A 12,276-nucleotide genomic window follows, 5' to 3' on the forward strand; every position below is an offset into this window, starting at 1 on the left:
TCCGTGCGGAGTTGGCCGACAATCGCCTGACCAAGTCTCCCCGGCGCCGCTAAAGTTGGCTCCTTTCGATCTTCGCCGCCCGTTCCCCGCCCCGTCTCCGTACGGCCCCGGGGCCGGGGCGGTGGGAAGCGCCAGAGGGAAAAGAGGAGACGGTGACCGGGAGTGCCGTGCCGCGGCCGTCGCGGGGCCAGGACGATCTGCTCGGGAAACCGCCCGTCGACCCCGCCACGAGCGAGGCGTCCCGACTCCTCTGCGCCGGGGCCCATCTGCACGACGGCTACCGGAACGCGGTCATCGACCAGCTGTACGTCCAGGAGCACCGGGTCGTCGCCCCGTCGCCCGGCTTCGACGCCGCCCGGGTCCTCGCCCACGCCCTGCGCGCCCGCCGCGCCGAACGCCGGTGGGCGGCGGCCATCCTGGGCGTCTGGCTGGTGACCGCGGTCCTCACCGGGGGCTTCTTCGGGGCGCTGCTCCTGCCGTGCTTTCTGCTGGCCGCGGCGCACTGGATCCGGGGGACCGGCCGGAACCCGTCCGTCCTCCGGAGGGTCGCGGCCTTCCTCCTGCGCTGGTACGGGCGGGGGCTGTTGGTCCTCGGGGTCTCCCTGATCTTCGCGGGCGCCGTCACCGGCCTGTTCGGGGACGACGACCCGGACGAGAGCCCCGATCCGTACGACCCGACCGCGCCCTACCCGTCCGACACCGACCCCTTCGGGGCCGACAGCTACTCCAGCTCCGGCCCGGACATCCTCGACGTGGTCACCGTGTTCGCCTGGGTGGCCGTTCTGGCCATCGTCGCGCTCGTGGTCATGGTCGGCCTCCGGCGCGGCCGGTTCGCCCGGGTGATGACCGAGGAGCTGTCCCGGCAGCACTTCTCCGACCTGGCGGCGGACCCCGCCGAACACACGACGGACGCCCGCTTCCGGCGGCTCCAGCAGCGCATCCGGCTGGAACAGCACGCCCCGCTCATCATGTACGGCGAACAGGACCCGTTCTGCGGAGCGGGGACGCCCTACCGGCCGTGGAACCTCGCGGTCGAGCTCAGGCCCAGCGAGGACGGCCCCGCCGAACCGCTCGGCAACGGGCAGATCCTGCGCCGGATCGTGCCGCTGCTGGAGGCCCTGCGGGTGCCGTCGCCGCACGGGTCCGCCGAGGGCGCCGCCGCCGTCCGGGACCGGCTGCGCGAGCTGGTGATCGACGAGTGCGTCTTCCTGCCGATGGTCGGCATGGTCCGCCGCGAGGACGCCCCCTACGGTCCCGGGGCGTTCGAGGAGCACCGGGCCCGCGCCATCGAGGAGGGCGGCGAGAGCCGGCGGCACTTCCTCCGCATCCGGGTCGGCGGCTGGAACGAGGAGGTCGTCGTCACCGTCTTCGTCCGGGTCCACACCCAGGGCGGGATGCTGATGCTGGAGGTCGCCCCGCACGTCCTGATGCCCGTGCACCCGCTGTTCCGCGACGCGGACCGGATCGCCCACCGGCACCGCAACAACAACTGGTTCGGCAGGGCGGTCTGGGCGGTGTCCCACACCCCGGCCTCCCTGGTGGACTCGATCGTCACCCTGGGGCGCGGCGCGGTGAGTTCCTGGCGGGTCCTCACGGCGGGGAACTCCGGGGCGCTGCCGGAGGGGCCCGCGTTCTCCGTCCGGCAGCTGGGCGCCGACGAGGAGGCCTCCCTCTTCCAGGACATGGACATCAACCGGTATCTGAAGAGCATCGAGGACCGGGTGAACGGCGGAGTCCGGCTGGCGCTGCGCGAAGCCGGTTACGAGACGGACGAGTTCGAGCAGAAGATCGTCAACATCGGCGCGGGCGGCGTGTTCATCGGGTCCGCGAAGGACAGCGCGATCGGGATCGGCGACCACAACGACGTCCGGCGCTCCGGCCCGCAGAAGCCCCCCGGCACCGGAAGCGGCCCCGGCACCGGGAAGGGCCCCGGCACCGGGAAGGGGCCCGGCACCGGTAAGGGGCCCGCCGCCTCGTCGGACCGACAGCCGAAAGAGCCGCCGAAAGAGCCGAGAGCAGGAGAGAAATGACCGGGCAGACCCCTGACCAGCAGCCGCCGCGCACCGTGCACATCGGCTCGGTGACCGGCAGCGTCTTCGCCGTCGGCGACCACAACACGGTCACCCGGCACCAGCACCCGGCATCCGCCGACGAGGCCCAGGCCGAGCTGTTGCGCGCCGTACGGGAGCTGCGCGCCGACCTCGCCCGGTTCACCGCCTCCGACACCACCGAGATCCTCGACGCGGAGCTCGTCTCGGTGGCGGACGAGATCGAGACGGCGGGCGCCGCCGAGCCGGGCCGCCTCGCCCGGCTTCAGCAGGCCCTGACCGCCGCCGGGACCCTCACCGGGACCCTGGCGTCCGGCGTCGCGGTGGGCGAGGCGCTGGCCGCCCTGCTGGGGGGCTGAGCGATGAGCGGGGGCGGCGGAGTGCGCTGGAACGACGAGGAGCAGCGCTGGGAGGCCGAGCCGCCGGGCGCCCACCCGCCGCCCGCGCGGCCCTTCGCGCCTCCGGTGGTGCCGCCCGTGCCCCCCGGCCCGCCGATGCCGTCGGCGGACCCGCGGGCCCCGCAGGCTCCCGGCCCGTACGCCGAGGCCGGGCCCCATGCCGTACAGGGCCCGCCCGGCCCGTACGACGACATCACCGGGCACCACGCGACGCCCACCGCCCCCCGGTCCTCGCGCGACCGGATCACCCCGCTGGGCGCCGGGCTCGCCGTGGCGGTGCTCGCCACCGGGGCGGCGGTGCTCTGGTTCCTGCTCGCGGGCGGGGACGACGGCGGCCGGGACGACGCCCGGGGGCGGACGGCGAGCGCACCGGCCGATCGGTTCACGGACCCGTCCGACCCGGCGACCGGGGCCGACGACCCCACCGGCGAGGCCCTGCCCGACGCCTCGGACACCGCGTCCCCGGACGCCGCGCCGCCCCCCGGTTTCCTCTTCCGGGACGATGTGAAGGGCTTCCGGATCGCCGTGCCCGAGGAGTGGAGCGAGCGTTCGGAGGAGGCCGGCGCGGTGTTCTACAAGCCGCTCGACGGCACCGAGCTGGTCCAGGTCTTCCGGGTGTCCGAGCCGGGCATGACCGCGCTGGACGCGGTGGCCGCGGCCTCCGAGGGGCTCAGCGACAACCCCGGTTTCGAGGAGATCCGCATCGGGTCCGTCGACAACCCGAAGGGCGGCGAGGCGGCCGAGCTGGTGTACGCGTACGACAGCGAGGAGTCCGGCGGCCGACGGCAGGTCGTGGAGCGGGTCTTCACCGCGTCGGACGGCCGGCTCTACGCGGTGCTGGTCGGCGCCCCCGACAGCCAGTGGCCACGCCACGAGGAGATCCTCGACATCGCCGTGACCCACTTCGACCCGTACGGCAGCCCGTTCTGAGCCGTACGGCCCCCCGGTCCGACGGGCGTTCCCCCGGAGCGGCCGGGCGCGGGAGCCCGGGGAGCGGCCGGCCGGGACGGACCCGGCCGGGAGCGCTCAGCTCGTGAAGTCGCCCGGCGTGTAGTGGCCCGGAGCCAGGCGGCCGGTGACACCGAAGCGGTTCCAGGCGTTGATCACGGTGATGGCCGCGATCAGCTGGGCCAGCTCGGCCTCCTCGAAGTGCCCGGCGGCGTCCGCGTACACCTCGTCCGGGACGAAGCCGTCGGTCAGGACGGTGACCGCCTCGGTCAGGGCCAGCGCGGCCAGCTCCTTCGGGGTGTAGAAGTGCTGCGACTCCCGCCAGGCGCTGAGCTGGACGATCCGCTCGACGGACTCGCCCGCCGCGAGCGCGTCCTTGCTGTGCATGTCCAGGCAGAACGCGCACTGGTTGAGCTGCGAGGCCCGGATCTTCACGAGCTCGACCAGGACGGGGTCCAGGCCCTTGCGGGCGGCGATGTCGAGCCGGACCATCGCCTTGTAGACGTCCGGGAGGAGCTGGGAGACGGAGATCCGGGGCGGGTGCTCGGGGGAGAGGTCGGCCGGGGCGTGGTGGTGCTCGTGCGTCGAGGTCATGAGGACGACGCTACGTCCCCGGTGGCACCCCGGTATGGTCCATTGGCATGACGGATTCCTGGGCCACTTTCGGTAGGGACCTGCATCTGGAACCGGTCGGCCAGGGGCTGCGCAGCGGTCTGATGGAGGCGCTGCGGGACGCGGTGCGCACCGGCCGCCTGACGCCCGGCACCCGGCTGCCCTCCTCCCGGGCGCTCGCCGCCGACCTGGGCGTCGCCCGCAACACGGTCGCCGACGCCTACGCCGAACTGGTCGCCGAGGGCTGGCTCACCGCCCGGCAGGGCTCGGGGACCCGGGTCGCCCAGCGTTCCGCGCCGCGCCGGACCGGCCTCGCGGCGGCCCGTTCCGCGCCGGTGCGGGCCGGGGCCGGGCACAACCTGAAGCCCGGCTCGCCCGACCTCTCCGCCTTTCCGCGCGCCGCCTGGCTCCGGGCCGCCCGCAAGGCGCTCACCGCCGCGCCCGACGAGGCCTTCGGCTACGGCGATCCGCACGGCCGCGTCGAACTGCGCACCGTGCTGGCCGAGTATCTGGCGCGGGCGCGCGGGGTGTACGCCGACCCGGAGCGCATCGTGATCTGCTCCGGCTTCGCGCACGGGCTGACCCTGCTGGGCCGGGTGCTGCGGCAGCGCCGGGTCCGGGAGATCGCCGTCGAGTCGTACCACCTCGACCTCCATACGAGCCTGCTCACCGAAGCCGGGCTGCGCACTCCGTGCCTGGCCCTGGACGAACACGGGTCCCGGACCGACGAGCCGGCCGCGCTGCGCGGCGCCGGCGCGGTCCTGCTCACCCCGGCGCACCAGTTCCCCACCGGCGTACCGCTGCACCCGGACCGGCGGGCCGCCGCCGTGGACTGGGCCCGGTCCACCGGCGGGCTGGTCCTGGAGGACGACTACGACGGGGAGTTCCGCTACGACCGGCAGCCGGTGGGGGCGCTCCAGGGCCTCGACCCGGAGCGGGTGGTGTATCTCGGCACCGCCAGCAAGTCGCTGGCCCCGGGGCTGCGCCTCGGCTGGATGGTGCTGCCCCGGAGCCTGGTGGGGGAGGTGGTGGCCGCGAAGGGGGTGTCCGACTGGATGTCCGGCTCGCCCGACCAGCTGACGCTCGCGGAGTTCATCGCCTCGGGGGCGTACGACCGCCATGTGCGCTCCATGCGGTTGCGCTACCGCCGCCGCCGCGACCAGCTCGTCGCGGCGCTCGCCGAGCGCGCGCCGGGCATCGAGGTCAGCGGCATCGCGGCCGGGCTGCACGCGGTCCTCGAACTCCCGCCGGGCGCCGAGCGGTCGGTCGTCCAGGCGGCGGCCTTCCAGGGGCTGGCACTGGACGGCCTCGCGCGCTACCGCCACCCGGACGCCCCGGCCGGCCGTGACGCCCTGGTGATCGGCTACGGCTCGCCGTCGGAGAGCGCCTGGGCGGGTGCGCTCGACGCCCTGTGCCGGGTGTTGCCGTGAGGTCCCCGCAGAATGCAGGTTTCGAACTGCTTCTGCGTAGAACTAGTCTGACAAGAGGTCCGGTGGCGTAAAAGGGGCACCGGATCCGATTGCGCACCACGGGGGAGAAGCGCACATGGTCACACGAAGGCTGAGGTCGAGCACCGTCGTGCTCGGCGGTATGGGGCTGCTGGCCCTGACGATCACGTCCTGCGGCTCGGAGCCGGACAAGCGCTGCGCGGACCGCACGACACAGAAGACCCTGCCGAGCTCCGAGTGCCGCAGCGGCGGCGGCTCCGGCGGTGGCGGCGGACGCGGCTCGTACTACTACGGCGGCGACACCTCCGACGGCAAGGTGCAGGGCGGCAGCTTCGACAAGTCCGCGGTCGACCGCGGCGGTTTTGGCTGCTCGAAGTCCGGCGGGGGCTGAGCGACATGGAGCGCCGCACGATCGAGCCGCGCCCCGGCTGGCAGGAGACCGTCGAGTCGCAGGGCGTCGTCTACCCGCTCACCCGCTACCCGGACGACTCGCTGCGCCCGTACTGGGACGAGAGCGCCTACTACGTCTTCTCGCTGCCCGAGGTCGAGGCGCTGGAGGAGGTCGTCGAGGATCTGCACACCCTGTGCCTGGCCGCCGCCGCCCACATCGTGGAGGAGGAGCGTTTCGCCGACCTCGGCATCACCGACCCGCGGCTGGCCGGGCTGATCGCCGAGTCCTGGCGCCGCCGCACCGAACTGCCCTCCGTGTACGGGCGGTTCGACCTGCGGTACGACGGGAGCGGCCCGGCGAAGATGCTGGAGTACAACGCCGACACCCCGACCTCGCTGGTGGAGGCGGCGAGCGCCCAGTGGTTCTGGATGGAGGACCGGTTCCCCGGGGCCGACCAGTGGAACTCGCTGCACGAGCGGCTGGTCGACGCCTGGAAGCGGCAGGCGCCGCTGCTGCCGCCCGGCCCGCTGCACTTCGTCCACTCCGACGGGGACGAGCTCGGCGAGGACCTGATGACGGTCGCGTACCTGCGCGAGACCGCCGACCAGGCCGGCCTGGAGACGCTCGCGCTCTCCGTGGAGGAGATCGGCTGGGACCGGCTCTCGGGCCGGTTCGTCGACGACCGGCTGCGCTTCATCCGCAGTTGCTTCAAGCTCTACCCCTGGGAGTGGCTGGCCACGGACCGGTTCGGCCCGCGGGTGCTGGACACCCTCGACAACGGCGGCGGCTCCGGCACCACCTGCTGGATCGAGCCCGCCTGGAAGATGCTCCTCTCCAACAAGGCGCTGCTGGCGATCCTCTGGGAGCTGTACCCCGGCCACCCGAACCTGCTGCCCGCCTACCTCGACGGCCCGCGCGAGCTGGCCGGGCCCGGCGGGGCGGGGTACGTCTCCAAGCCGCTGCTCGGCCGGGAGGGCGCCGGGGTCGACCTGCACGGCCCCGGCTCGCCGTCCGTCCTGCGCGACGAGCCCTGCTGCTACCAGGAGTTGGCCCCGCTGCCGGACGTGGACGGCAACCGGGTGGTGCTCGGCGCGTGGGTGGTCGAGAACGAGGCGGCGGGCCTCGGCATCCGGGAGTCCGCGGGCCCGGTCACGGACGAGTACGCCCGCTTCCTGCCGCACGTCATCCTCTGACCCGCCGGGGTTCTCGCGGGACGCGGGACGCGGGTACGGGTGCGGGTACGGCAGCGGCTCAGGCCGCCCCGGACCCGCACCCGCCCCGGACGCGGGCCGCCCCGCACCCCGGCGGCCTCACCCCTTCAGCACCGCCCGGAGCCGGTCCAGCCCCCAGTCCAGGTCCTCCTTGGAGATCACCAGCGGCGGCGCGATCCGGATCGTCGAGCCGTGGGTGTCCTTCACCAGCACCCCCTGCTCCAGCAGCCGCTCCGAGATATCCCGCCCGGTGCCCAGCGCCGGGGCGATGTCGACGCCCGCCCACAGCCCCCGGCCGCGCACCGCCTCCACCGCTCCGCCGCCCGTCAGCAGGCCCAGTTCCCGGTGCAGATGGTCGCCCAGCTCCGCCGCCCGCTGCTGGTACTCACCGGTCCGCAGCATCGCGATCACCTCCAGCGCCACCGCGCAGGCCAGCGGGTTCCCGCCGAACGTGGAGCCGTGCTCGCCGGGCCGGAACACCCCGAGGACGTCCGCCGACGAGACGACCGCCGACACCGGGACCACCCCGCCGCCGAGCGCCTTGCCCAGCAGGTACACGTCCGGCACCACACCCTCGTGCTCCAGCGCGAACGTCTTCCCGGTACGCCCCAGCCCCGACTGGATCTCGTCCGCGATGAACAGCACGTTCCGCTCGCGGGTCAGCTCCCGCACGCCGGGGAGATAGCCGGCCGGCGGCACCAGCACCCCGGCCTCGCCCTGGATCGGCTCGATCAGCACCGCCACGGTGTTCTCGGTCATCGCCTCCCGCATCGCGGTGAGGTCCCCGTACGGGACGATCTCGAAGCCGGGGGTGTAGGGGCCGAAGTCGGCCCGCGCCTCCGGGTCGGTGGAGAAGCTGACGATCGTCGTGGTGCGGCCGTGGAAGTTGTCCGACGCCACGATGATCTTCGCCATGCCGTCCGGCACGCCCTTGACCCGGTAGCCCCACTTGCGGGCGGTCTTCACCGCGGTCTCCACGGCCTCCGCCCCGGTGTTCATCGGCAGCACCGTCTCCATGCCGCACAGCGCCGCCAACTCCGCGCAGAACTCGGCGAACCGGTCGTGGTGGAAGGCCCGGGACGTCAGCGTCACCCGGTCCAGCTGCGCCTTGGCCGCGTCGATGAGCCGACGGTTGCCGTGGCCGAAATTGAGCGCCGAGTATCCGGCGAGCAGATCGAGGTACCGGCGGCCCTCGACGTCGGTCATCCAGGCGCCCTCCGCCGAGGCCACGACGACCGGCAACGGGTGGTAGTTGTGCGCGCTGTGCGCCTCGGCGGAGGCGATGGCGGTTTCCGTGATCGACACGGGATCTCCGTTCGTCGTGCGGCGTGGGCGGGGGGTGGTGCCCACTTTGTATCGTCGGTCGGAACCCGCGCCGGGAAACCTCCATCGCCCGGCGCGCCCGCCGTCGCACGCCGGGCGGCCGAAATGTGCGGTTCGTCTCAGCCGTGCGCTCCCGTGCTCCGCCCTTCGGCGGCCACACGCCCTTTCCGCCCCGCACCGGCTGCCGGAGACCGCCCCCGTACCTGAGACAATGGGGCCATGGCCTCTGACCTCCCCACCGACCAGCCGCAGACGGGCCGCACCGGTGCGGCCGCCCGTCCGCGCGTGCTCTCCGGGATCCAGCCCACCGCGGGCTCCTTCCACCTCGGCAACTACCTGGGCGCGGTGCGCCAGTGGGTGGCGCTGCAGGAGAGCCACGACGCCTTCTACATGGTCGTGGACCTGCACGCGATCACGATCCCGCAGGACCCCGCGGAGCTGCGGGCCAACACCCGGCTCGCCGTGGCGCAGCTGCTGGCGGCCGGTGTGGATCCGGAGCGCTGCACCCTCTTCGTCCAGAGCCATGTGCCCGAGCACGCCCAGCTCGGCTGGGTGATGAACTGCCTCACCGGCTTCGGAGAGGCGTCCCGGATGACGCAGTTCAAGGACAAGTCCGCCAAGCAGGGGGCCGACCGGGCCACCGTCGGCCTCTTCACCTACCCGGTGCTCCAGGTCGCGGACATCCTGCTCTACCAGGCGAACCAGGTGCCGGTGGGCGAGGACCAGCGCCAGCACATCGAGCTGACCCGCGACCTCGCCGAGCGGTTCAACGGCCGGTACGGACAGACGTTCACCGTCCCGGCGCCGTACATCCTCAAGGAGACGGCGAAGATCTTCGACCTCCAGGACCCGGCGGTGAAGATGAGCAAGTCGGCCTCCACGCCGAAGGGCCTCATCAACCTCCTCGACGATCCGAAGGTCACCGCGAAGAAGGTGAAGAGCGCGGTCACCGACACCGACACGGTGATCCGCTTCGACGCCGAGGAGAAGCCGGGCGTCAGCAACCTGCTCACGATCCTCTCCACCCTCTCCGGCAGCCCCGTCGAGGACCTGGAACGGAGTTACGAGGGCAAGGGCTACGGTGCGCTGAAGACGGATCTGGCCGAGGCCATGGTGGAATTCGTCACTCCCTTCCGGTCCCGGACCCAGCAGTATCTGGACGACCCGGAGACGCTGGACGCCATCCTGGCCAAGGGAGCGGAGAAGGCCAGGGCCGTCGCCGCGGAGACCCTGGCACAGACGTACGACCGGATGGGCTTCCTGCCCGCCAAGCACTGAGTCCAAGGACCCTGGCGAGATCATGGCCGCAGGGGTCACACTTGCGGCGACGGAACGTGTGGGCCGGAAACCCGGCCCACACGGCTTGACCGAAAATCGACCATCGACGGTGGAGGAGAACGACGTGGGGACCGTAACGCTCGGCGTTTCGATCGCGGTCCCGGAGCCCTACGGCAGCCTGCTCCAGGATCGCCGCGCGAGCTTCGGGGACCCTGCCGCCTTCGGCATTCCCACCCACGTCACCCTGCTGCCGCCGACCGAGGCGCAGTCGGCGGACCTCCCCGCGATCGAGGCGCACCTGGAACGGATCGCCACGGCCGGCCGGCCGTTCCCGATGCGGCTGTCCGGCACCGGCACCTTCCGCCCGCTGTCGCCGGTCGTCTTCGTCCAGGTCGTCGAGGGCGCCTCGGCCTGCTCCTGGCTCCAGAAGCGGGTCCGGGACGCCTCGGGCCCGCTGGTGCGCGAGCTCCAGTTCCCCTACCACCCGCACGTCACCGTGGCCCACGGCATCGCCGAGGAGGCCATGGACCGGGCCTACGAGGAGCTCGCGGAGTACGAGGCCGCCTGGACCTGCGGGTCCTTCTCGCTGTACGAGCAGGGCCCGGACGCCGTCTGGCGCAAGCTCCGGGACTTCCCGTTCGGAGCGGGCGGCGGCACGCCCGCCGTCCCGGCCCAGGGCGGCTACACGATCGACGCGTCGTCGGCCCCGTCGCTGCGGCCCTGAGGGCCTAGACCGGCAGCCGCCGGAACAGCGGGCGCGGGACGTGCCGCAGGGCGGCCATCACCACCCGGAGCGAACCGGGCACCCACACGCTCTCCGAGCGCCGCCGCAGCCCCGTGACGATCGCCTCCGCGACCTCCTCCGGGCCGGTCGCGAACGGCTGCTCGGGCCGCCCCGCCGTGGCCCGGGTCCGGACGAAGCCGGGGCGCACGACCATCACCTGCACCCCGGTCCCCTGGAGCGCGTCGCCGAGCCCCTGCGCGAACGCGTCGAGCCCCGCCTTGCTGGAGCCGTAGATGAAGTCCGCGCGCCGGGCGCGCTCCCCGGCCACCGACGACAGCACCACCAGCGAACCGTGCCCCTGCGCCTGGAGTGCGCCGGCGCACACCAGCCCTGCGGAGACCGCCCCCGTGTAGTTGGTCTGGGCGACCCGGACCGCGGCCATCGGCTCCTCCTCGTCCCGTGCCTGGTCGCCGAGGACCCCGAACGCCATCAGCACCACGTCGATGTCGCCCTCCGCGAAGACCTTGCCGAGGACGACCTCGTGGGAGGCGGAGTCCAGCGCGTCGAACTCGACGGTCCGCACCTCGGCCCCCCGGCCGCGCAGCTCGGCGGCGGCCGACTCCAGGGCCGGGGAGGGACGCCCGGCCAGCCAGACCCGGCGGGCGCGCAGGGCGATCAGCCGGCGCGCGGTGGCCAGGGCGATCTCGGAGGTGCCGCCGAGGACGAGCAGGGACTGCGGGGCGCCGAAGGCATCCTTCACGGAAATCTCCTGGTCAAGTGGGGTGTGGGGGAGGAACGCGGGTAACGGCGGAGCGCCGCAGGTGGGGCCTTACAGCCCCAGCCGGCGCGACAGGTCGGAGCGGAAGGCCTCGGTCGGGTCCAGCCGCGCCCGCCGCTCCCGGAAGTCCGCGAGCCCCGGGTACATCGCGGCCGCCGTCTCCGGCCGCACCCGGGAGTCCGCGGCCAGACAGACCCGGCCCCCGGCGGCCGCCACCTCCTCGTCGACGTCGTCGAGGAAGCGGCCCAGGCCGGGCAGGGCCGCGGGCAGGTCCAGGGCCAGGGACCAGCCGGGCACGGCGAACGACAGCCCTCCCGGGTCCGCCGCCCCGAGCCGCTGGAGCACGGCCCGCACGGCGGGGCTCCGGCGCGCCGCGATCCGCCGCACGACCCGGTGCAGGGTCTCCTCCCGGCCGTGGCCGACGGCGAAGCGGTAGCGCACCAGGCCGCCCCGGCCGTACAGCAGGTTCGCGTCCGGGAAGGCGTCCGCGGCGTGGAAGAAGGTGGTGACCGGCCGGAGCTCACCGGTCCGCGCGCGGGGTGCGCCCCGGTAGCGGACCTCGTTGTACAGGGCGGCCGAGGCCGGGCCCAGCAGCCCGCCCGGCACCGGCGGGAAGCCGGGGAGCCGGAACCGGCCCCGGGCCCCTCCGGAACGCGGGGCGAGCGAAGTGCGCCCCGCGTGCGCCGGGCGCATATCGGCGGGCGCGTGCTCCCCCCGGGTGAGGATTCCGCGCCCCGTCGCCCGGCCCCGGGCCGTCAGGTCGATCCAGGCGGAGGCGTACGGCAGCCGGTCGCCGCCCGCGGTGAAGCGGGCCAGCAGATCGTCCAGGTCCCCGGCGCGCTCGGTGGAGACGGACATCAGCCCGGTCGTCACGCGCCGGAGGCGCAGGGTGGCGCCCAGGATCACCCCGGTCAGCCCCAGGCCCCCGGCGGTCGCGTCGAAGAGGGCGGTGCCCGGCAGCACCGTACGCACCTCGCCGTCGGCGGTGAGCAGCTCCAGGGCGCTCACCTGCCGCGCGAACGAGCCCGAGCGGCGGTGGTCGAGGCCGGTCAGATCGGAGCCGATCGCCCCGCCGACCGTCACCCTGCCCGTCCCCGGCACGACCGGCGGGAGCCAG

The 12,276-nt window shown here is 73.8% G+C and carries 12 protein-coding genes; 8 read left to right on the forward strand and 4 right to left on the reverse strand.

The annotated features are described in order from the left end of the window. The first annotated feature begins 152 nt into the window (after positions 1–152). The 3 genes from DTB53_RS17735 to DTB53_RS17745 are packed head-to-tail and all read left to right on the forward strand — an operon-like array spanning position 153 to position 3,376. Positions 153–2,030: an AbeC-like domain-containing protein gene (locus DTB53_RS17735; RefSeq protein ID WP_012379396.1), complete on the forward strand. Its 1,878-nt coding sequence runs from the start codon at positions 153–155 to the stop codon at positions 2,028–2,030. After that, complete coding sequence (locus DTB53_RS17740; RefSeq protein WP_012379395.1) at positions 2,027–2,407, forward strand: hypothetical protein; 381 nt, start codon at positions 2,027–2,029, stop codon at positions 2,405–2,407. The genes DTB53_RS17735 and DTB53_RS17740 overlap by 4 nt, the downstream gene beginning before the upstream one ends. Positions 2,408–2,410: 3 nt before the next feature. Further along, positions 2,411–3,376 (forward strand): serine/threonine kinase C-terminal domain-containing protein, encoded by a 966-nt coding sequence (locus DTB53_RS17745; RefSeq protein WP_012379394.1) that lies wholly within the window; start codon positions 2,411–2,413, stop codon positions 3,374–3,376. A 96-nt stretch (positions 3,377–3,472) separates the two neighbouring features. On the opposite strand, the gene DTB53_RS17750 is transcribed toward DTB53_RS17745, so the two are convergent. Beyond that, positions 3,473–3,988: a carboxymuconolactone decarboxylase family protein gene (locus tag DTB53_RS17750; protein WP_003966836.1), complete on the reverse strand. Its 516-nt coding sequence runs from the start codon at positions 3,986–3,988 to the stop codon at positions 3,473–3,475. A gap of 47 nt (positions 3,989–4,035) precedes the next feature. On the opposite strand from DTB53_RS17750, the gene pdxR reads away from it, so the two are divergent. The 3 genes from pdxR to DTB53_RS17765 all read left to right on the forward strand — a co-directional run bounded on the left by pdxR (position 4,036) and on the right by DTB53_RS17765 (position 7,038). After that, positions 4,036–5,436 carry a MocR-like pyridoxine biosynthesis transcription factor PdxR gene (gene pdxR / locus DTB53_RS17755; RefSeq protein ID WP_012379393.1) on the forward strand — a complete coding sequence of 467 codons (1,401 nt, stop codon included), beginning with the start codon at positions 4,036–4,038 and terminating at the stop codon, positions 5,434–5,436. Between the two features lie 115 nt (positions 5,437–5,551). After that, positions 5,552–5,845 (forward strand): hypothetical protein, encoded by a 294-nt coding sequence (locus DTB53_RS17760; protein WP_003966834.1) that lies wholly within the window; start codon positions 5,552–5,554, stop codon positions 5,843–5,845. A gap of 5 nt (positions 5,846–5,850) precedes the next feature. After that, positions 5,851–7,038, forward strand: a complete 1,188-nt coding sequence (locus tag DTB53_RS17765; RefSeq protein WP_012379392.1) for a glutathionylspermidine synthase family protein — start codon at positions 5,851–5,853, stop codon at positions 7,036–7,038. 117 nt (positions 7,039–7,155) lie between these two features. Here the strand turns inward: DTB53_RS17765 and rocD are convergent, their stop codons facing one another. Further along, positions 7,156–8,361 carry an ornithine--oxo-acid transaminase gene (gene rocD / locus DTB53_RS17770; protein WP_042496334.1) on the reverse strand — a complete coding sequence of 402 codons (1,206 nt, stop codon included), beginning with the start codon at positions 8,359–8,361 and terminating at the stop codon, positions 7,156–7,158. Between the two features lie 303 nt (positions 8,362–8,664). On the opposite strand from rocD, the gene trpS reads away from it, so the two are divergent. Both trpS and DTB53_RS17780 read left to right on the forward strand, forming a co-directional pair. Beyond that, complete coding sequence (trpS, locus tag DTB53_RS17775) at positions 8,665–9,657, forward strand: tryptophan--tRNA ligase (RefSeq protein ID WP_030702544.1); 993 nt, start codon at positions 8,665–8,667, stop codon at positions 9,655–9,657. Positions 9,658–9,781: 124 nt separating this feature from the next. Continuing rightward, a complete protein-coding gene (locus DTB53_RS17780; RefSeq protein ID WP_003966830.1) occupies positions 9,782–10,381 on the forward strand; it encodes a 2'-5' RNA ligase family protein in 600 nt (199 codons plus the stop codon). Between the two features lie 4 nt (positions 10,382–10,385). On the opposite strand, the gene dprE2 is transcribed toward DTB53_RS17780, so the two are convergent. Then, positions 10,386–11,141 (reverse strand): decaprenylphospho-beta-D-erythro-pentofuranosid-2-ulose 2-reductase, encoded by a 756-nt coding sequence (dprE2, locus tag DTB53_RS17785; RefSeq protein ID WP_012379390.1) that lies wholly within the window; start codon positions 11,139–11,141, stop codon positions 10,386–10,388. Between the two features lie 69 nt (positions 11,142–11,210). After that, positions 11,211–12,276: FAD-binding oxidoreductase (locus tag DTB53_RS17790; protein WP_146777727.1), on the reverse strand; the 1,066-nt coding region annotated here is incomplete at its 5' end.

It is taken from the genome of Streptomyces griseus (assembly GCF_900460065.1).
Lineage (GTDB): Bacteria > Actinomycetota > Actinomycetes > Streptomycetales > Streptomycetaceae > Streptomyces > Streptomyces griseus.